This is a genomic window from bacterium, assembly GCA_012517375.1.
Taxonomy (GTDB): domain Bacteria; phylum Hydrothermota; class Tepidihabitantia; order B3-TA06; family B3-TA06; genus JAAYVC01.
Map to the genome: position 1 here is coordinate 22449 of JAAYVC010000029.1, position 19483 is coordinate 41931.

At 50.8% G+C, this 19483-nt stretch carries 20 protein-coding genes; 5 read left to right on the forward strand and 15 right to left on the reverse strand.

Going from position 1 to position 19483, the window contains the following annotated elements; all coding sequences use genetic code 11:
• The first annotated feature begins 96 nt into the window (after window positions 1-96).
• Window positions 97-2301 (forward strand): carbohydrate binding family 9 domain-containing protein, encoded by a 2205-nt coding sequence (locus tag GX441_03830; GenBank protein ID NLI97773.1) that lies wholly within the window; start codon window positions 97-99, stop codon window positions 2299-2301.
• Between the two features lie 24 nt (window positions 2302-2325).
• Here GX441_03830 and GX441_03835 read toward each other — a convergent pair whose 3' ends face one another.
• Entirely contained in the window at window positions 2326-2868 is a 543-nt protein-coding gene (locus GX441_03835; protein ID NLI97774.1) for a hypothetical protein, read from the reverse strand.
• A gap of 123 nt (window positions 2869-2991) precedes the next feature.
• On the opposite strand from GX441_03835, the gene GX441_03840 reads away from it, so the two are divergent.
• Both GX441_03840 and GX441_03845 read left to right on the forward strand, forming a co-directional pair.
• Window positions 2992-3804 carry a terpene cyclase/mutase family protein gene (locus GX441_03840; protein NLI97775.1) on the forward strand — a complete coding sequence of 271 codons (813 nt, stop codon included), beginning with the start codon at window positions 2992-2994 and terminating at the stop codon, window positions 3802-3804.
• Window positions 3805-3817: 13 nt separating this feature from the next.
• Window positions 3818-4747, forward strand: coding sequence for a hypothetical protein (locus tag GX441_03845; protein NLI97776.1), 930 nt, complete (start codon window positions 3818-3820; stop codon window positions 4745-4747).
• A 3-nt stretch (window positions 4748-4750) separates the two neighbouring features.
• Here the strand turns inward: GX441_03845 and GX441_03850 are convergent, their stop codons facing one another.
• The 14 genes from GX441_03850 to GX441_03915 form a co-directional block, all read right to left on the reverse strand.
• Complete coding sequence (locus tag GX441_03850; GenBank protein NLI97777.1) at window positions 4751-5263, reverse strand: nitroreductase; 513 nt, start codon at window positions 5261-5263, stop codon at window positions 4751-4753.
• A gap of 57 nt (window positions 5264-5320) precedes the next feature.
• The gene (locus tag GX441_03855) at window positions 5321-7051 is read right to left on the reverse strand and encodes a PTS transporter subunit EIIA (GenBank protein ID NLI97778.1); all 1731 of its coding nucleotides are present in this window, start codon (window positions 7049-7051) and stop codon (window positions 5321-5323) included.
• A gap of 108 nt (window positions 7052-7159) precedes the next feature.
• Entirely contained in the window at window positions 7160-8071 is a 912-nt protein-coding gene (gene argF, locus GX441_03860) for an ornithine carbamoyltransferase (GenBank protein ID NLI97779.1), read from the reverse strand.
• Between the two features lie 49 nt (window positions 8072-8120).
• A complete protein-coding gene (locus GX441_03865) occupies window positions 8121-10367 on the reverse strand; it encodes a hypothetical protein (GenBank protein NLI97780.1) in 2247 nt (748 codons plus the stop codon).
• Between the two features lies 1 nt (window position 10368).
• Entirely contained in the window at window positions 10369-10998 is a 630-nt protein-coding gene (locus GX441_03870) for a hypothetical protein (protein ID NLI97781.1), read from the reverse strand.
• 202 nt (window positions 10999-11200) lie between these two features.
• Window positions 11201-12046, reverse strand: coding sequence for a histidinol-phosphatase (locus GX441_03875; GenBank protein NLI97782.1), 846 nt, complete (start codon window positions 12044-12046; stop codon window positions 11201-11203).
• 30 nt (window positions 12047-12076) lie between these two features.
• Window positions 12077-13051: a D-glycerate dehydrogenase gene (locus GX441_03880; protein NLI97783.1), complete on the reverse strand. Its 975-nt coding sequence runs from the start codon at window positions 13049-13051 to the stop codon at window positions 12077-12079.
• Window positions 13048-14121 (reverse strand): Holliday junction branch migration DNA helicase RuvB, encoded by a 1074-nt coding sequence (gene ruvB, locus GX441_03885; protein ID NLI97784.1) that lies wholly within the window; start codon window positions 14119-14121, stop codon window positions 13048-13050. The genes GX441_03880 and ruvB overlap by 4 nt, the downstream gene beginning before the upstream one ends.
• A complete protein-coding gene (locus GX441_03890; GenBank protein ID NLI97785.1) occupies window positions 14096-14734 on the reverse strand; it encodes a Holliday junction DNA helicase RuvA in 639 nt (212 codons plus the stop codon). Before GX441_03890 ends, ruvB begins: the two co-directional genes overlap by 26 nt.
• Window positions 14731-15219 carry a crossover junction endodeoxyribonuclease RuvC gene (locus GX441_03895; protein ID NLI97786.1) on the reverse strand — a complete coding sequence of 163 codons (489 nt, stop codon included), beginning with the start codon at window positions 15217-15219 and terminating at the stop codon, window positions 14731-14733. Before GX441_03895 ends, GX441_03890 begins: the two co-directional genes overlap by 4 nt.
• Before the next feature lie 46 nt (window positions 15220-15265).
• A complete protein-coding gene (locus GX441_03900) occupies window positions 15266-16024 on the reverse strand; it encodes a YebC/PmpR family DNA-binding transcriptional regulator (protein NLI97787.1) in 759 nt (252 codons plus the stop codon).
• Between the two features lie 31 nt (window positions 16025-16055).
• A complete protein-coding gene (locus GX441_03905) occupies window positions 16056-16541 on the reverse strand; it encodes a hypothetical protein (protein NLI97788.1) in 486 nt (161 codons plus the stop codon).
• A gap of 74 nt (window positions 16542-16615) precedes the next feature.
• Window positions 16616-17173: a Fe-S-containing hydro-lyase gene (locus GX441_03910; GenBank protein NLI97789.1), complete on the reverse strand. Its 558-nt coding sequence runs from the start codon at window positions 17171-17173 to the stop codon at window positions 16616-16618.
• 401 nt (window positions 17174-17574) lie between these two features.
• Complete coding sequence (locus GX441_03915; protein ID NLI97790.1) at window positions 17575-18198, reverse strand: hypothetical protein; 624 nt, start codon at window positions 18196-18198, stop codon at window positions 17575-17577.
• A gap of 179 nt (window positions 18199-18377) precedes the next feature.
• Between GX441_03915 and GX441_03920 the strand changes: the two genes are divergently transcribed.
• On the forward strand, window positions 18378-18833 hold the full coding sequence (locus tag GX441_03920) for a formylmethanofuran dehydrogenase (protein ID NLI97791.1): 456 nt from the start codon (window positions 18378-18380) through the stop codon (window positions 18831-18833).
• Window positions 18820-19299 (forward strand): tRNA (N6-threonylcarbamoyladenosine(37)-N6)-methyltransferase TrmO, encoded by a 480-nt coding sequence (gene tsaA, locus GX441_03925; GenBank protein ID NLI97792.1) that lies wholly within the window; start codon window positions 18820-18822, stop codon window positions 19297-19299. Before GX441_03920 ends, tsaA begins: the two co-directional genes overlap by 14 nt.
• Window positions 19300-19483 lie beyond the last annotated feature (184 nt).

Here is a 19483-nt window from a genome sequence, read left to right on the forward strand (position 1 = left end):
CTATTCGGTTTAATCCAACTGTTTACAGGCAACCATTGACGGGTATTTTTCGTCTTAGATTTATCATTCCGTAAACTTTTAAAGTCGGAGGTTTAGGTGGAACTCTTTCTTGTTTTATCCCTTTTTTCACTAAGAACGGTCGAAGCAATACGCGTAGATACGCCGCCTGTGATTGACGGTAAGTTAACGGAGCCTTGCTGGCTCGAGAATCCGGGTTTCAGCGACTTTATGGAGAACTGGCCCGTTCTTTGTGATCCTGCTTCGGAGTCCACTCGTGTGGTTGTCCTGTATGATGAGGATAACTTGTATATGGGATGTTTCTGCCCTTACAAGGACTCAAATCAGGTGGTCGCCTGGCTTGTGCCTCGCGGTTCGGTAGGAGACGGCGACGATATAACAATTACAATCGATACGTACAATGATGACCGCAATGCCTTTAGATTTGCGTTCAACCCGCTTGGCAATCAACGCGATGCATATCTTTCCGAGGGTGGCCGAAGTATAGACGAATCCTGGGACGGCGTCTGGTATGTCAAAACGTCAATAGAGAAATACGGGTGGTATGCCGAGCTGGCAGTCCCCTTCAAAACCCTGCGGTTCAAGCCGCAAGATGAGCAAATATGGGGCTTATGCGTTTCACGTTGGCTGGATAACAGGGCCGAGCGCGTTCTCTGGTCCGATTATTCGCCCGAGGACTTTGGACGCGGTACGATGATTGAGCGGTTCGGAACCATAACAGGAATCCACGGCATAAAACCGGGGCTTCACATGGAATTTCTTCCGCATCTTACGCAAACGCTGCACATGGGCAATACCGACCCAACCAGTGCAGGCTTTGAAGACATCTCACTCGTTCCAATCCAGAATGGAGTAATCGGTCTCGATTACAAATGGGCGGTTGCCTCGAATCTCACCATGGATATAACAACGTTTCCAGACTATGGACAGATTGAGGCCGACCCTGAAGAGATAAATCTCTCGCAATACGAGACTTATTTCTCAGAACGAAGGCCTTTCTTTACCGAGGGTTCGAGCATATTCGATTTTCCCTACCTCGATATTGTGTACACGAGACGCATCGGTAAGAGACTGCCGGATGGTACCGAGGTTCCTATCTTTGGCGGCGGCAAGTTTACCGGCAAGGTAGGGGGTACCGAATTGGGATTTCTTGAAGCCTTGACCGGTTCTTGTGAATATACTGACTGGTACGGTAATCAACTAAGAGAACCTCTCTATCTATACTCGGTAGGACGCGTTACTCAGGATATCTTCGGCCGCTCAAAGATAGGATTCATAGCGACCTCCAGAGACAAGATGGAAGGACCTTACAAGGGCGATCATGTCGCCGGGGTCGATACCAGGCTGAGGTTCACCGATGACTGGGACCTTGTTGTTGCCGGTGCTCGTACATTCTATTCCGACACCGCAGGCACGCCTGATTCACTCATGCGCCGCGGCGGGAACATATTAGGCATGGGCGTAACGCATGCCGGGCTTTTCACCTACGGAGCCGATTTGTTCTACACGGATTCCACCGCCAACATCAACGCCGTAGGCTATATCGGCCGTCCGGGGAGAATTAGCGGAAGTGTGGATTTTAACTACCAGAACTCATGGAATGATAAATGGATACGTTTCCTGAGCGCCGGTATATATCCCAATATCGGGAAGTCTTTAAGCGACAGTCTGTGGTCGTACGGCGCTTACTCAAGCGCATCTGCAACTCTCTATAACAACTGGGCGGTATGGCTGAATGGGTCTCTCGAAAACAGCTTTTTTTACGAAGATAACACCCAGCGCTTAACCAAAAATATTGGAACAGGATTCACTTCAAACTCGGCAAAAATCTTCTACGGCGGAGTGAGCGCAAACACGTGGGACCAGTACATCTATCAGAATGACCCTCTCTACTTCGGGCACGTAGTGTCGATAAACCCTAACTTTGGACTGCGAATCGCGAAGAATCTTTTCATCTCAGGCTACGCTGCTCTGAACAGAACGTTTTACGGAGACTGGACTGCCGACACCCTCTATTATCCCCAGTGGATGTGGACCGCAGGAGAGGGCATTCGCTACACGGCGACGAACAAGTTGAGCTTCAGGCTCAACCTAGAGCAGAATACAGACGCCGAGCGCTACAATCAGCAGCTTCTTGCGTCTTGGGAGATTGCGCCTTTGAGCTACCTCTATCTTGCTTCAACCATGAATCTTTCGGGCGATCCAAATACAGCCACTCCTTTAGATGTCGAGGTTTCTGAAGTGGCTTTTTATGCTAAGGTAGTATATTTATTCAGGATATAGATAGGGCTTCCGTCTCATGCGTCCTCAATCCCTAAAGAGGTTGTAAAGCCTCAGATTTCGAACAGCCGGGTCATCTGATATTATCATCGATCCTATCATTATATCATCATCCTGTCTTAGGAAAGTGATGTTGTTGTTTTTCTTTAAAAGACCAACAGGGATCAGAACCGCGGCCGGGTAAAAGCCTGAGCTGTCAATGAGCGCTCTCAAGGAATCCACGCAGGCTGTATCATTCAGAAGTTCAAGCCAGGCTCTTAAAAAAGGTTCCTTGAGTGAATCACGATAAGGGTCTCCCGGAGAGTGGATTACATGGGTATCCCCATTGATCGAGATAGCGAAGTCATTCCCGAAGTAAATGAACCCCAGAACGAATGCGGAATCACCTGGATTGTTTAAATCAAAGACATAATCAAGCGCCTTCTCGGGCAAGGGTATATACCACGAAGGAATGGTGTCATGGCCTAAATGATGTACCTTTTTGTCGAGAACAATGGTCTCGGGGACGTTAACGGAACAACCTATTAAGGCAATCATATAGACGAAAACACCTATGCGACCACAATGCATACTAACATCCTTATATCATTAGTTATATTATAAAAGGTTATATGTGGGAGTCAAGTCTGGGATTTATAGAGGATACTCTTGACTTAAAGCCCATTCCGGTTAGACTCCAAACGGAGGAAAACGATGCTTGACGTAGAAAAAGCCCTTGAGTACATAGAACTCGAAGGAACCGACCTCGACCGTTATCGCAGCCGTTTCCTCTTTCGGGGTGAAAGGGATGACGTAATGGCGACATGGCTTCTAGGTTCCTACCAGAATCAGGACGGCGGATACCCTCTCCACCTCGTTATAGGCGAGCAGTCCAACATCTCTGAAACGGCCAAGATAATCGCTCACTCGAGCCAGATGCAGCTGCTTCGCTCTCCATGCTGCCGCAAGGCGCTTGAGTACATAAGGAGTTGCCAGCATCCGGACGGTTTCTGGCAGGAAAGCTCCTCTCAGCTCGAACTGGGGGAGGAGATGGGCGGCGAGTGGGGAAGGTTGTGGCTTTCCGCATACGTCGGCCGGGCCTTGTGCATGGCGGCAGAGCAGGAAAGCGCGGAGGTGAAAAAAGTGAGAAACTACTTTCTGGGTTTGAGAGTAAACGGCAGTCAATTCACATCCTCTCCCTCCATTCATTTCCTAGCTCTCGGATTCTTTGCGTTGCTTGAAGGCCCGCAGTGCGGTCTTGTCAGGGAGGCGCTTCCCTATGCCCTGGCTAATTTTACCCGTTCCAAGGAGCCAAGGCTCATTACTGTTCAGGCGGAATGCCTCCTTGAAGCTGGCGTTGCGCCTGATGATCCGATACTCAAGGAAGCAGGAAGGAATCTAATCAAAATCCAGGGGTCGGACGGAGGCTGGGGTGAAAGCTATGAAGGATTAAGAATAAGAACAACAATAGACGTGCTGGGACTCTTGTTGAAGCTCGGAGCCTGGCGTCTTGTTGATGAGAATTGAAAAGGAGATTGAAATGACAAATCAAGAGTCAAGAGTCAATATGGTTTCAAAGCTTGACATAGGAAAGGCTTTCGAGCAAGCATGGGATATTTTCAAGAAAAGCTGGAAGCGACTCCTTGGACTCCAGGCCATCTCGGCTGCAGGCATCACGGTATTTTACGCTTTTTTCATGACAGGCTTGAAGTATTTCCTGCCTCAGATAGAGGAAAACGCCTTCGACAACTGGATTTTTCCTTTAGTAGGCGTTGGAGCGGCTCTGTTTATTCTTATGTTGCTTCTTTCGGTATGGATTACGGGTGCAAACTGCATCGTGGTCGATCGCGCCTCGACTGGCGAGAGTATCACGGTTACTGATGCGCTCAAAGCCGCATGGAGCTCATTCGGTAGATTGATTTCATTCTATCTCGTTGTAACCGGCGCTATCTTGCTTATCTATGCCGCGATAGGGATACCAATTGGATTCCTTATATCGGGAGCTAAAGGCGGAGAGGAGAGAGTGGCTGCCGTAATCCTACTAGTGGTCGTTCTGCTCTTTGTTTTCATGATAGGTCTTGCGGTTCTCAGCACATGGCTTTGGATAAAACTCGGTTTTGTTCCTTTCGCCATTGCAGTTGAACGTAAAAGCGTAGGCGATTCGCTGCGCCGCAGTTTCGGGCTTTCAAAGAACAACTTCTGGGCTTCTCTGGCGGTCATTTACCTTGGAAGCATGATCGTCGGGTTTGCGGTTTCCCTCGTAATTTATGCTATTTTTATACCGACAACATTTTTAAGCATCGCATCCATGATAAAGATGCATTCCGACGATTTCCTTCCCTTCGGATTCATCATCGGTATCATTATCGCCATGTTTATAGGTCAAACAGCAGCAGGAATGGGTGTCTGGCCGCTTTGGGGTTCGGTATACGCTAATTTGAGTAAAGCTTCAGACTCCCCTCAAAGCTAGAGGCTACCCCCAGCTTTCGTAAGAAACAATCTCTTCGAGGTTTTTGCGGTTTTTGAAGCGCGCCTGGTCGCGCGGGTAGCCAAGCGTAAGGAGCGCGGCGATCTTGTACTCCTTAGGGACGCCTAGAAGCTTCTTAACGTCCTCCTGATAGAAAGCGCCAAGCCAGCATGAACCAAGCCCGTATTCAACAGCGGCAAGAGTCATGTGATCCACAGCAATGGCGAGATCGACCGCATAAGAAGGAACGCCGCATGTCATGACCCTCTCGGGTTCAAGTGCGACTGCCGCAATGATAACCGGCGCTTCGGCGACGAACTGCTGCTCCTTAGCGGCTTTTGCCAGGGCCTTGCGCATCTTCTCATCCTTGACAACAACGAACTTCCACGGCTGCTTGTTGTTTGCTGAAGGGGCAAGTCTCGCTGCCTCGAGAACCTTCAAAAGTAGCTCCTGCGGAATATCTTTTTTTTCATACGCGCGTACGCTGCGTCTGTCTCTTATCGCTTTCGAAACGTCCATTAAGTCTCCTTGGTTTGAAAAAGTCTATCAATAAAATCCGCTATGTCAATAAATACGTCATCTGGAGCGGAGCATCTTCATTCGGTCCTCCCTTAATGCGGCCGTGAACGCCTTAACCATCTCCTCGGCGGTCTTGGCAGAAAGCATCTCATGCCTGACCTTACTACTCTCCATGGTCCTTGCGATTGCCGCAAGAATCTTTACTTGAAGATCCTCCTTGTCGTCCTCAGGGGTCAAAAGGAGAAAAACAAGATTAACGGGAAGCCCATCGGACGTATTCCACTCTATTCCCTTCAGGGAGCGTCCCAAGGTTAAAACCGGCTGAGAGACGGTATTTAATCTGGCGTGCGGGATAGCGATTCCCTTTTCCATGCCTGTTCCCAGAATGCCTTCACGGAAGTCGACAGCCGCGCAGGACTCGGCGGAGCCGGGCATTCCTTCATGAAGAGATATGGAGTTGCAGAGTTCTCCAATCGCCTCCCGGGGTGTGTTTCCGGAAAGCTCAGCTACTGCAGCGGTCTCCAGAAGGAAAAGACTGGCGTTGAAATCCTTTCTTAAGCCGAGAGAGAGGTAAAGCAAAGGCGATAAAAGAAGCGACGATATTATTGAAGCAACTACCACAGCCTCAAAAAGCTGGGTGTCAATCAAGCCAAATTGAAGGGCAAGCATTCCCATAATTATCTCCATTGCTCCTCCAGGGATATGAGCGACTCCCATAGCGACGGCTTCCCTTGACGGCATTCTTGACAGCTTTGCTCCTAGCCATGCGCCTGCGAACTTACCTGCGATAGCTACGGCCGAGACCAAAAGAACAAGCGTTGGATTGAAATTTGAAAGGAAGTCCACGTTTATGCCAATGCTTACGAAAAACAAAGGAACGAATACGGCGTTCACGAATTGAGAAACGGTTTCTCTTGTGCGTTCCATTATCCCCTTCGCTTCTCCCGCCAGTATGCCGGCGGCAAGGAAGCCGAATGCAGCATGGATGCCTATCGCCTGAGTCACCGCGCCGCAAATGGCTCCCATGACGACTATAAAGCTTAAGATAGAACCGGGTTTCGGAAGATGAGAGCGGTTGATCCATAGGACGGCTTTGGAGACAAGATACTTGCCCAGCGTAAAGCTAAGCAGGAGAAAAAGAGACGTTCCTCCGAATACCTTTAATGCATCAAGAAGGTTTAATCTTTGCTCCGCGCCGATCCCCAGAACTACGGTAAAAAGCGCCCAGCCGAGTATGTCCTTTACGGATGAAGAAGCAAGAGCGACCAATCCGAAGTCGCTTTTCAGAATCTCATAATCATGAAGAACCTTGACAAGAACCGGCACCGCAGAAATCGCGGTTATTGTCCCGAGTAGCAAGGAGAATACTACGGTTCCTGTAGCCGCCGATTTCACCATCGGCCGGATCAAGAAAGCCGCCGAAGCGCCGAGGATCAAGGGTGCAACCATGCTTGAAAGCCCGATTATCGCGGAAGAACGCTTTTCACGCCAGATTACGGATGCATCCACCTCGAACCCGGTCACCAGAAGCAGAAAAAAGACGCCGAGCCATGATGCGGTTTCAAACATGCTTTTCTGTGCCTGATCATCAGGAAAGAGGAAGGATTCAATGCCGGGGAGCAGTCTGCCAAGAACGGTCGGTCCGAAGATAATTCCTACGAGAATCTCGCCCACAAGCGCCGGTTGCTTGAGCCGCCTGAACAGCTCGCCTGCCGCCTTTGCAGAAAATAAAAGTATAACAATTTGTATAAGGAAGATGAGTATGTTATGCTCATTTATAAACCGCACGCTGCAATATACTCGTGTGGAATTGTTTGTCAATAAGAGATTCAGATCATATTAAAAAGGACCGGCGCTAGCCGGTCCCCTAAGAAGCTCTCAGTTTTTACTTATTTGCTAATTCCTTGCGAGCAGCTTGTACAGTATCGCCTTCTGAATGTGCAGGCGGTTTTCGGCTTCATCAAGAACAACGGAATGCGGTCCGTCGAGCACATCGTCCGTTATCTCATCGCCGCGGTGGGCGGGCAGACAATGTTCGACGAGCGCATCGGATTTTGCTAGCTTGAGAAGTTCGGCATTGACCTGATATGGAGCAAAGATCTTCTTTCTCGCCGCGGCTTCGTCTTCCTGACCCATAGAAGCCCATACGTCGGTATAAACAACGTCTGCGCCTTTTACGGCCTCCTTCGGGTCGCTCGTTATCACAAGCTCAGCTCCGGACTTTCTGGCATCCTCCTTAGCCTTTTCAACAAACTCGGGTTTTGGTTCGTAGCCCTTGGGGCAGCCGACCGCCATGTTAGCGCCGACTTTTGCAGCCGTGAGCATGAGCGAGTGCGCGACGTTATTGCCGTCGCCGAGAAACGCCATTTTCAGACCTTCGGTCTTGCCTTTATGCTCGTAGATGGTCAGGAAATCGGCCAGAGCCTGACATGGGTGCTCGGCGTCGGATAGCGCGTTAACAACAGGGGTATCGGCGTATTTAGCAAGATCCTCGACTGTTTTGTGGGCAAACGTTCTCGCGCTAATGGCGTTGACCCATCGGGAAAGATTCCTTGCAACATCGGGTACCGATTCGCGCTTGCCGAGTCCTATATCGGCGGGAGCAAGGTAAAGAACCTGGCCTCCCAATTGGAAGAACGCCACAGAGAACGTCACTCTTGTCCTCAAGGAAGGCTTCTCGAATACCAGCACCAGGGTTTTGCCTCTTGCAACCTCCATCTGCTTGTGCTTGACGTCAATTGCAGTTTTGAAGAGTTCCTTAATCTCTTCTCCTGAGAGATCACTAATGGATACAAGATCCTTCTTCAACTATCCTCCTTGGATGAGCAATATTTTGAACTGTTTATGGTTCGCTATTTTACTTTACTAAAACTACCTTCGTTTTAGTCTCTCCTGACTCTGAATATGTATGTACGAAGTACACTCCAGGGGCTAGAGTTCTGCCCAGATTATCTGTTAGCTTCCACTCAAACGGGGCGACGCAATGAGTCTCGGCTACTTTTCTTCCGGCCGCATCGAAAAGGACGGCATGTATGCTCGAACCGGCGGGAGCGGTAAAATGAAGGATGTCTTTTGCGACTGTCTCATTGACCGCTGCAGGCAATGTTCGAATGTCAGCGAGTTCGTGGACGCCGACAGTTTCCTTGCCAGCGAACCCTGTCAGGAGTATATCGTCAATGAACCATCCGTCCTCATTCTTCTCATTGTCGGATTGAAGAACGAATCTGAGCTGGAATTCCTTGCTGCCCGAGTACTCAGAGAGATCAAAATACTCCCTTACCCAGCTTTTTTGAGTCCTGCTCCAGCGTTTGAGAGTTGTCCAATCAGGGGAGCTTTCGGTTCTAACCTCAAGAAGACACCAATCGAAACCGTTCTCCATCTCGTAGTGATGCCAGAAGGTCAATTCAAGATTCAGCTTGTTCCGAAGATCAAACTTCCCGCTCTCAAGGTAGTAGAAAGCGTTGTTACCGTATAAACCGTCAGGGGAGTCGGTTATGCAGTATTTTTTTGAGTGAGGGCCCTTATCGGCGACGAAAAAGTTGGTATTCCATTCCGGTATCTGCTTGTCTTCGAACGTCTCGTCAATAAGAGTCAGCCGTTTTCCGACAGGCAGCAGAAGTTTGTGAGTGAATTCGGTTCCGGCTGCCGATATCTTTAATGTCAGTGGGATTGCCGAATCCGGTTTCGCTGACGGTGAGACTTTGACCTCCAGAAGGTCGTCGTCGTTGGAACCAGCTGCGTAGGGCTCAAGGGATGGAATTACCGCATTCGATTTCACGAGTTCCACCCTGGGGTCTGACTCACTCAACGAAAGTGAGATATCGCCCGTCGGGTCCTTAATGCCCATGTTTCTTACCCTGATAAGGATGCCTACCGTCTCTCCCGGAGAGATTTCTCCGTCGTCTCCTTCAAGCCATGTTACGTCCTCGAGCTCAGGATAAGCAGAGGCAGCCATTGAGGTAGCTGTAAGCATAGGTCTTGTTGCCTCGACCTGCTCGAATGCCAGTTCGTCCTGCCAGAAGTCGGTACCGATTTCCGGGGTTGCCGCGAAGATGCGGTTTTTTGCTTCCGTTTCTCCGTACATCCAGTCATCGGAATCGCCGTTAGTAACGTAAAGGCCGCTTCCACCCGGCGCGACGACGTAATGGCATGCCCTTGTTGCCGCCTCGCCCCAGTTGAAGAACTCCATGGAGTCGGGGGTTTCTTCTTCGATGTATCCCCAGGCGTAGATGAACAACCCGCTGTGGCTGTGGAAATTGAGGCACGCCACGAAATTATGAGCCTTGCAGAGATTCATTGTCGACTGAATTTCCGGTTCAGACCCCGGCTCAGGGCCCCGGTATGTGTCCGAGTTGGGGTTGGGCGATGAGCCTTCATTGTCGTATCCCCAGTTGTATGTGTAGTTCCTGTTGATATCCACGCCGCCGCCGGGCCTGCGATTCTTCCGGTACATCCCTCCTCCCCATGGGTTGTTCTCCTCGTTGTATAGATAACCGTCGGGGTTTACAACAGGCACAATCCATGTCTGTCTTGTATCCACGAAGTATGTCGCCAGCGGGTCATTGCCGTAGTTCTCGCAAAGCCATCTAGCCCACTCTACGGTGATGTTTGCTCCAATCGGCTCCCTTGCGTGGTGAAGACCGGTGAAAAGAACCTCCGGTTCGTCTTCCTGGGCCGCCACGTTGTCCGAGATCTTCACCGCCCACAAGTAATTGCTGTCCCAGGTGACATTCGAGACGTTGTTCGGCAGAGCCATTCTTTCGGAGATTATCTGGGGGTATTTTTCATGCAGTGAATCGAGGATGGCGTTGGCCTCTGCTAAAGTGTAGTAGTTGCCGAACGGGCCTTCTCCTGACATCTTCGACGCATAATACGATTCAAGATCCGCTACCTCAACATGATAGTTCAACCCTGATGCGCTTAGTTGTTGCAGATCTTCGTCCGTCGCTACAACCTCAGCCCAGTATCCTGGTTTAGACCGGATTACATCGAGGCCTGAGAGCGCCGATAAATTATTAATACCTTCCAGAGAAACATGAACACGGTTCCATCCTGCAAAAAGCATTGTTGCTGTCAACAGTGTAAAAAACAGGTATCTTTTCACTTCAACTCCTTTCAAGCCGCCTTGCAATAACGGTCAGAAACGCTCGCGTTATCCGACCCTTTTTGGACCAGATTACAAGGAGCGGCACCTTTTCTGATGTTGCTTCGGTGATGGACCTTCCAGCCATACTGTATATCTCTGTTTTTCGTTTTGAATCGTAGCCCTCTAGAGAAATAGCCTCGCTTTTATCCCAGCCTCCAAAACCTTCTTTCGCCAAAAGACTCGCAAGTCTTTTCTCCTCACGTTCCAGAAGTTTGCTGACGTTACGCTGCGTTTTTTCGCGGTAGGAGTTCGATTCATCCCAGTTCAGGAGCCTTGCGAATGTGATATAGCCGAGCGAATCCTCTTTCTCCGCAGCGATTTGCGCCGTAATGATTCCTCCATAATACGGTTCTATCCTTTTGTCAAGCAGTATGCGAACCCGGCGGAACGCATCTTCTCCGCGAATCTCTACGACATCGAGCGACTGCATCTTGTCTGAGAGCATCGTTATTACGCCTTCGAGCGTAGTATCTGCGCTGCCTACCCTAAGATCGTCTAGCGGGCGGACAGGCAGGGTGTTTTCGCGGAACGCAATCCTTGCAGAACATCCCGAAAGCGTGAGAAGCAAAAAAGCCGCCATGCTGCGCATCCGAAAGTATAATACAGCTTCAGTCTTAGTCAACATTTTAAGGTCAGGCGCCAGCGTTGACATGCTAGGGGCTTAAAAACATTGAATCTTGCTCATGTATGAAAAGCAATCTCGATTTCGCTCAGGGCATGAGCGTCAGGGGCCATTCAAAATCAATTGACATGCAATCGAAGCAGGAACAAACCATAGCGTTGGCAAAAATTCATATGTCAAGCGTTTCGCGCTTTCTTTGCCTGAAGATATCGAGAGTCTTAAACCCTTGCTCCTTCAAAAGCTCTAGCGCCCTTTTTGATGCGTAACCGATATCGTAGTATTTGTGCGCGTCCGAGCCGTACGTAGTACGTCCCCCTTTCGATGCAAGGCTGCCCAGAATTTCTTCTGCGGGATAGGGTTCCTCCGTATAGTGGCGCCATCCCGAAGTGTTCAGCTCAACAGCCATCCCTGATTTAACCGCCGCTTCGAGTATCTCCTCGGTCAGCTTATCGTAATCGTGTGGGCTGTATCCCTGGGGATAGTACATGTACTTGCGGATGTAATCGAGATGCCCCAGTATCTGGAACAGCCCGCTTTGAGCCGCTCCAAGAAGCGCTTCGTAGTACGGCGAGAAAGACTTTCCCTCCTCCTCGGTCATTCTTATCCATCTAGAGACAAGAACATCCTCCACGTAATGGACTGAGCCTATGGCGTAATCGAAGGGATGCGCATCGAGAAACGCCCTTATCTCTTCTTCTTTTCCGGGTATGAAGCCTATCTCAACCCCATACAGTATCTCCAGTCTCCCTTCGTAAAGCGAGCGCAATCTTAGAAGTTCGGCTCGAATCTCCTCAGCTCGGTAAAGCTCAACGAACGCCTCGTCCTCTTTGCGGAACTCGACGTGGTCGGAGAATCCGATAATATCCAGCCCTCTTGCGACCGCCGCCCTGCACGCCCGCTCCGCAGGAACCGCGGAATCCGGAGAAAAGGTCGTATGTATGTGAAGATCAACAGGCAGAGACTTCAGGGAAGGACTGATCTTATGCGCTCCCTCTGAATGGTTGGTTTTATTCAAGTTTCATCCTTGTTGACTGTAAAATCGGTTCTATTTTTTTCTATTAAGCCAGGCGTCGCGATTGACGATATTTGAAGGAATCTGTCCAGCGAAGACCTTCAATATCCCGTAGGCGCAGAGTTCCGCCATTGCAGAGCGAGCCTGGTAGGTAGCAGAACCTATGTGCGGGGCGAGAACGACGTTCTCCATCCCGAGCAAATCCGTCGTAATATCGGGTTCCCATTCGTAAACATCCAGACCCGCGGCTGCGAGTTTTCCTGCCTTGAGCGCCGCCACAAGGGCCTTTTCGTCCACTATAGGACCGCGAGCCGTGTTAACGAGCACTGCCGTAGGCTTCATGCGGAAAAGCTGATGAGCATCTATGAGATGCTTGGTGTATCGCGTCAAGGGTAGATGTATAGAGACAAAATCCGCCTCATGCAGAAGAATCGAGATATCCACCCTTGCGGCTCCCAGTTCCTTTTCAAGGAGTTCGTTTTTCGCCTCGTCGTAGTACAGCACCTTCATCTCGAAGCCCTTTGAACCCAGCGCAAAGCGCGTTCCGATTCTTCCTGCGCCTATCACGCCCAAAGTCTTTCCCCGAATCCCCTGGCCTAAGAGAAGCATGGGACCCCAGCCAATAAACCTGCCCGCCCGCGTGAACCGCTCCGCCTCTCCTATCCTTCTTGCTGCAGCAAACAACAGCGACCATGCAAGCTCCGCCGTTGCATCCGTGAGCACATCAGGCGTGTTCGTAACGACTATTCCCCTCCTCGAAGCCTCCGCGATATCGATGTTGTCGTATCCTGCGGCATAGTTGGCGATTACCTTGAGCGCCTGCGCCTGGTCCATGAGTTCGGCGTCAATCCTGTCTGAAAGAAGCGAAACCAGGGCGTCGGCGCTCTTAATCTTCTCCGAAAGGGTTTTTCTCGGAACCGGCATGGCGTCCTCGAAAATTTCTATCTCATGACCTTCCAATGCGTTGATTCCCTCTTCGGGAATCCTTCTCGTGATGTAAATCCTCATAAACCTAAATCTCCGGTTTTTTCCTTAGACCTCTTGCGCTTATCTCGCGGATGTTCTCCAAGATGCTCGCATGCAATATCCGTAACTACCCTTCCAGACGGCGTGCGGGCAATGAAGCCTATCTTAAGCAAAAACGGCTCGACCATATCCACTATGGTATCCTGCTCCTGCTGGAGTGTAGCGGAGATAGCCTCAAGCCCCACAGGACCGCCGCCGTAGAAGCGTATAATCGCCCGCAGGAGCGTTCTGTCCAGCGCCGTCAGTCCCACCTCATCCACGCCTTCAAGCTCAAGCGCCTTTTCAGCAACTTTCTTGCTTATCCTTCCGTCAGAGCGGACTTCAGCAAAATCCCTAACTCTCTTTAAAAGCGTGTTTGCAATCCTCGGGGTCCCGCGCGCGCGCCTTGCAATCTCAAGGGCGCCTTCGGACTCGACCTCTACCTTGAGTATCCCGGCCGAACGCGCGACAACGGTCGCAAGCTCCTGGTCTGTATAAAAATCGACCGCTCTCGTGATGCCGAAGCGCTCCCTCAATGGCGCAGAAAGAAGCCCTGGTCTTGTTGTCGCGCCGACAAGGGTGAAACGCTCAAGCCTGAATCTGTGGGAGCGAGCGTGCGCGCCCTTGTCGAAGATGAAATCTACCGCGAAGTCCTCCATCGCAGGGTAAAGAAACTCCTCAACCAGCTTGGGTAGCCTGTGAATCTCGTCTATAAAAAGCACGGAGCCGCGTTCAAGACCGGTAAGGTACGCTATTAGGTCGCCCGCTCTTTCGAGCGCCGGACCTGAGGTAGTCACAATCGAGGCGTCCATCTCCCTTGCGATAACGTTTGCGAACGTCGTCTTGCCGAGTCCGGGGGGACCGTGCAGGAGCACATGATCCATGGGCTCGCCTCTCTTCTTCGCAGCCTGGATGGCTATTGAAAGGGTCTCCACAAGCCGCGACTGGCCTATGCATTCGGAGAGTGTTTTGGGTCTTAAATCCCATGCCGACTTGGCGTCCTTCTCGACGTCCTCTAGCAGCAGGTCCTTCTTTGGTTCTTTTTCCTTATCTTCTTGCTCTGTATACCGCATCGAAAAGCTCCTCCGGGGTCGCTATCCCCGGGTTTTCCTTCAGGGCTTCCTCAACCATCATCACGGCTTCGGCGCGCTTGTACCCGAGCTGGGTTACAAGCACCTCAGTTACAGACAATCTCAATTCATCCTCGGATGTCAGTTCTCCTGCCTCATCCTTTTCATCCATCCTTATTAGCGCATACTTTGCCATCTTGCCCGAAAGCGTGGCTGCAATCTTCTCGGCCTTCGATTTTCCTATTCCCGAAAGCCTGGTGAGCAGCGAAACGTCCTTGGCCTCAATCGCCCTTGCGATAGTTCTCAAAGGCATTGTCAGGGCTTTCGCGGCCGCGGTAGGGCCTATATCCTGCACGGTCAAAAGCTTCGTGAAGAACTCTCGCTCCACTTCGTCCCTGAAGCCTATAAGCATCGGTCTAGGAGTGCGCTCGGTCTGGTGCATGTATATGAAGAGCGACAGCTCGCCCGAATCCTCAATGGGCATACGGGATATGCCCATTTCCCTCCAGATTATATCGGGCAGCCTGACCTCGTAGCCCACGTCAGCAACGAGAAGGGTAATGGTCTGGGAATCCTCGTCTTTCGCAATAAGACGGCCCTTAAGATATCCAATCATCTCTTGCGAAGTGTAGCCAGAATCGAGGCTGCAGTCAATGCCACAGCCGCGGCATCAGCGATGTGCGTTGGTTTAAGAACACCGTCGAGCTCGAGCCATTGGGATACCGCCCTCTCTATCTGTTGTTTCTGGGCATTCCCGTAGCCTGTAAGCGATTGCTTAACCTCCCGGGGAGTTATCTCCGCGATATCGAGGCCTTTATTGTATGCTGAAAGAAGAATAACTCCGAGTACTTTTCCCAGCGAAAGGCCTGACTGCGGGGTGTCGCGCCTGACGAATGCCGTCTCAACAGCCAGGACCTCGGGTTTATGCAGTTTGATTATCGTTTCTATTTTTTTTGAAATAATCGCCAATCGCGCCGGCAATAGGTCGTCGGGCTGGGTGCGTATTAACTCCTGATGCAGTAGCTTCAAGTCGCCGCAATCGGCTTCAATGACAACCGTTCCGGTCGAAGCAAGCCCCGGGTCAACACCCAGTATTCGCATGTCTTAAACCTCCAACCTTCACCCCCTTCGAGCAAGAGAGAAACAATCAGCCCTCGGCCGCGGCAAGTTTCTCCATAATGGCTTCAGGTATGTCAAAGTTTGCGTAGACGTCCTGGACATCATCAAGGTCCTCTAAACCGTCGATGAGCTTTAAGACCTTCTCCGCATCCCTTTCAGAGAGAGTAACCGTGTTTTGGGGTATCTGCGTAAGCTCAGAATGGAGTATCTCCACTGATTTTTCGCCGAGCGCGCTGCGCACCGATGCAAATGCCGCAGGTTCCGTGCGGATTTCGTATATCTCTCCGTCCTTGCGGAAGTCTTCGGCGCCGGCTTCAAGTGCCATCTCAAGAGCCTGGTCTTCGGGATATTTATCTGCTGCAATATGAATGATGCCGCAGGATTTGAATTGCCAGGCCACGCTTCCAGCGCCGCCGATGTTTCCGCCGTGGCGCGAAAGAACGTGACGAACCTCGCTCAAGGTGCGGTTTTTATTGTCGGTAAGCACCTTGATAACGATGGCTACGCCTGCAGGGCCGTAAGCCTCGTAGGTCACTTCCTCGTAGGTTACGCCCGGCAGTTCGCCGGTGCCTTTTTTTATGGCCCTTTCGATGTTGTCCAGGGGCATGTTTGCGGCACGAGCCGTATCCACGGCGGTTCTCAGACGCGGATTCGCGCCGGGGTCGCCGCCGCCCATCTTTGCCGCGGTCGTTATCTCGCGGATGATCTTTGAAAAGAGCTTACCGCGTTTTGCGTCAAGCGCGGACTTTTTGTGCTTTATCGTGGCCCACTTGGAATGGCCTGACATTCAACTTTCTCCTTGTTGATTGCTTTAATTATCAGTCGTTGTCGGTTCCGTACATGATTCCTATCGTTGTCTTGTTGGCGTTATCATCGGAGACCGATACTGTAACGACGGCGCTGAGATTTCCCTTCTTGAGGGTTATTATATAGCTGTCGCCTTCTTCGCTTGAGCCTGTGAGCACGCCTTCGTTGGACCAGCCTTTTGATTCAAGCTTCTCGTAGTATTTGCTTACGGTTGAGACAGAGGCGCTCGTTTCCATTGTGGCTATTCCGCCCACGCCTTCGGCGCCTGAGCCAGAAAATGACCCAAGGAACTTCGAGCCGGGATATACAAGCTCCTTGGGTAGATCCTTGGGAGCCTTGCCGGTGATGTTTATGTCTACATCGCCGCCGCCCTGGGATTCAAGACCGCGCTCTAAGGCTCTTTCCGCCATTTTTTCGGGTGAGCAAGGTGCGCAGCAGTTCAAGGCAAAGCCTGCTGCAACTAATACTACTGCGAGAAGAATGAATGTTTTATTCATTGTACTCCTCCAATGGTTAGGGTTTTTACTGTTATAAAATCTCTTACCCAAACACACATCCTGATTTTTAACCTCTACGCCCGAGCGTAGGCTTTCGGACCTTCGGTATAAAGATCGGCTCCGTATATGTCGTTAGTGACAATGGCCGGAAAACCCTTGACCTCAAGCCGTCTTATCGCCTCAGCGCCCAGTTCGGGATAAGCGATTATCTCAGCGGACTTAATCGAGCGCGCGATTAGCGCCGCAGCTCCTCCTACTGCAGTGAAGTATACGGCTCCGAACTTCTTCATTGCCTCAAGAACGTTCGCCGAGCGCGGGCCCTTGCCAATCATACCCTTGAGACCGCGCTCTATGAGCAGCGGCGCGTACGCATCCATTCGGCCCGAGGTGGTTGGTCCTGCAGAGCCTATAGGGTATCCTGGAGGCGCGGGCGAAGGTCCCACGTAGTATATTATCTGACCTTCCAGGTCGAAAGGCAGTTCCTTGCCTTCATTAATAAGTTCCACCAGACGCTTGTGGGCAGCGTCCCTTGCCGTGTATATTACGCCTGAGATGAGAACGCCGTCGCCCGAGTGAAGCTCGGCAATCTTCTCATGCGTCAAAGGCGTTGTTACGATTTTCCGTTCAGACATACATTTCCTTTTAAGGGACTATATCCATAACCCGTGAATTGTCAATATGTTTACAGCCCCAAAAAGCTAGCTAAGAGCTTTTGGGGGACCGCCTCCTGCTCCTTTTTTGCCTAGCCAAAATGATTGTCAAGGCCGGCTTCCCATAACATACCAACGTCATTCTGAGAACGCTCCTTGCGTCCGAAAGTCCGAAGGGCGAACGGGGGGGGACCCTTCGCCTCAATTAGGGTTGTTTCTCAAGGATGAGGTTTTTTTTTGAGATTAAGGCGATTGCTTCGATTGCTTGAAGCGGCGCTCGCAATGACAGCTACATTGTCGTCTTCCTTCCTCCTCTGGTGATGAGGGCGACGATCCCTAAGAGCGCTCAGGGAGGGGTATCCCCGCTTCGTTAGACAAGGGGCTTAAGCCCCTCGTCCCTTTTCGCTTTCTTTCGGCTCCTTAGGCTCGGCAAGCATCCTGATGACGACCGCAACCGTCCAGCCCAGTGCGAATGCGGCAAGGGCGGATTCGGCGACCATTATGGCATATAACCATAATCCAGAGCCAATCTTCGGACCGGCGAGAAGAGCAACGATGCCAACGAGCATGGTGATGGCGGGTACAATAATTGCGGATTTTATTATCTTTTGGAAATGCTTGTCAATTTCCTTGAACTTATTAATATCGTCAAGAAGTAATCTCATTTGTTCCCTCCAATCTCTTCCCTTTACTGGTTCCTCAGGTAGATTTACGATTTGACGCATATAGTCAATGACATTAGCTTCCGGTTCAAGGTTCTCTGCGGCAATAAACGTATTGGCCATTTTCTCTCGCTTTTCAATATCTTGAGAATTAAGCATAGTCTTAAGTAGAGCCGAAAGACTTCTACCTCTATCATACAATTCCTTGATTTGATTTTTTAGCATCTGCCGCCTATAAATATAAAACATCGCGGTGAGCGCAATCAGCGCGGCAAATGCCTGAGCTATGGCTGAGGAAAGGTAGTTGTAGGCTGTGAAAAGATTGCTTGCGACGCTAGTGTCCATAAATAAAGGATACGCGGCGTAAAAAAGAAGTCAAGAGTAATTAGGCAGACAGCAGACGAGGGGCTTAAGCCCCTCGTCTCTAATTCAGGGTTCCCGCAAAGCAACGAAGCAGATTTGCGGGGCGACAATCGTAGCACAAATTTGACATTAATAGCACGCCTGGATATACTTCTCTGAATATGCACAAAGATGCCGATCACGCTATGAAACAACTTACCGACGAGGAAGCGCTGGACTATATCGAACGCTTTCACGGCCACATAGGGCCCTATGTTGTCCTCGGATACCGGGCAGGGCTAATCGCCTTGCGCGAGCTTGGCCAGGATCCGTTCACCAAGCGCGCGTTCAGCTTCACCGGCTTCAAGCCCCCGGTTTCGTGCTTTACCGACGGCGTCCAGCTTGGATCGTGCTGCACACTGGGCAAAGGCAACATACGCGTTGAGGATATGGCCCAGGCGCGCGTCCGCTTCGAGCGAAAGGACGGCTCCAAAACGGTAGAGATATCCCTCTTGGAAGAGACAGGACTCCGCATATCGGGCGCTAAGAGCTGGGAAGATTCGGAGGAGCTTGCGCGGAAGATGATTCTTGAGCCCGACGAACGACTTTTTGCGATAAAGGTGGATGAGCGGGTTTAGGACTCCTCAGCTCAAAGCCATAGGAATCGCTCATACGCCTTTTGCGAATCCCGGAGACGTGGAACGTCCGCAATCCGCAAGGGGGAGGGTCGAGATATTCAGCCGGTATGCGGACGGCCTCAAGGATATCGATGGATTTTCACACATCATCCTGATCTGGCTCTTCCACAAATCCAAGGGTACGGAACTACAGTGCTGTCCAACCCGGTACCGCATCCCTCCGCCCAGGGGTTTATTCGCCACCCGAAGCCCGTTCCGCGTCAATCCCATAGGCCTGACCGTTGTCAAGCTTCTTGAACGCGAAGGCTCCGTCCTCCATGTAAAAGGCGTAGACATGATAGAGGGCACGCCCGTGCTCGACATCAAACCCTACACCCGGCGCGACCGCAAGTCCAATATCTCAGCAGGATGGCTGGACGAGGTGAAGATGCCGAACCGAGAAAAGATGCGTGATAGACAGCTTTAACTCTTTCAAAACCACTATCGGATAGTCATTATACATTACTCAAAAAGATACCATATACTACACTGTTAATGCCGTAAAAACTGGATTAGATATTAATCCTCTTGACACATAAAAGAAATCTGATTATGATTCTGGCAATGCGCGTCGAGTCCCTGAGGAGCGAGCAATGAGCAGGAAGGTGCAA

Excerpts from the sequence above, each read along its gene's own strand:
- GX441_03835 (NLI97774.1), bottom strand. The coding sequence starts at position 2,868 with ATGCATTGTGGTCGCATAGGTGTTTTCGTCTATATGATTGCCTTAATA.
- GX441_03850 (NLI97777.1), bottom strand. The coding sequence starts at position 5,263 with ATGGACGTTTCGAAAGCGATAAGAGACAGACGCAGCGTACGCGCGTAT.
- GX441_03920 (NLI97791.1), top strand. The coding sequence starts at position 18,378 with ATGCACAAAGATGCCGATCACGCTATGAAACAACTTACCGACGAGGAA.
- GX441_03890 (NLI97785.1), bottom strand. The coding sequence starts at position 14,734 with ATGATTGGATATCTTAAGGGCCGTCTTATTGCGAAAGACGAGGATTCC.
- GX441_03910 (NLI97789.1), bottom strand. The coding sequence starts at position 17,173 with ATGTCTGAACGGAAAATCGTAACAACGCCTTTGACGCATGAGAAGATT.
- GX441_03905 (NLI97788.1), bottom strand. The coding sequence starts at position 16,541 with ATGAATAAAACATTCATTCTTCTCGCAGTAGTATTAGTTGCAGCAGGC.
- ruvB (NLI97784.1), bottom strand. The coding sequence starts at position 14,121 with ATGCGGTATACAGAGCAAGAAGATAAGGAAAAAGAACCAAAGAAGGAC.
- GX441_03880 (NLI97783.1), bottom strand. The coding sequence starts at position 13,051 with ATGAGGATTTACATCACGAGAAGGATTCCCGAAGAGGGAATCAACGCA.
- tsaA (NLI97792.1), top strand. The coding sequence starts at position 18,820 with ATGAGCGGGTTTAGGACTCCTCAGCTCAAAGCCATAGGAATCGCTCAT.
- GX441_03870 (NLI97781.1), bottom strand. The coding sequence starts at position 10,998 with ATGCGCAGCATGGCGGCTTTTTTGCTTCTCACGCTTTCGGGATGTTCT.
- GX441_03845 (NLI97776.1), top strand. The coding sequence starts at position 3,818 with ATGACAAATCAAGAGTCAAGAGTCAATATGGTTTCAAAGCTTGACATA.
- GX441_03840 (NLI97775.1), top strand. The coding sequence starts at position 2,992 with ATGCTTGACGTAGAAAAAGCCCTTGAGTACATAGAACTCGAAGGAACC.
- GX441_03900 (NLI97787.1), bottom strand. The coding sequence starts at position 16,024 with ATGTCAGGCCATTCCAAGTGGGCCACGATAAAGCACAAAAAGTCCGCG.
- GX441_03915 (NLI97790.1), bottom strand. The coding sequence starts at position 18,198 with ATGGACACTAGCGTCGCAAGCAATCTTTTCACAGCCTACAACTACCTT.
- GX441_03895 (NLI97786.1), bottom strand. The coding sequence starts at position 15,219 with ATGCGAATACTGGGTGTTGACCCGGGGCTTGCTTCGACCGGAACGGTT.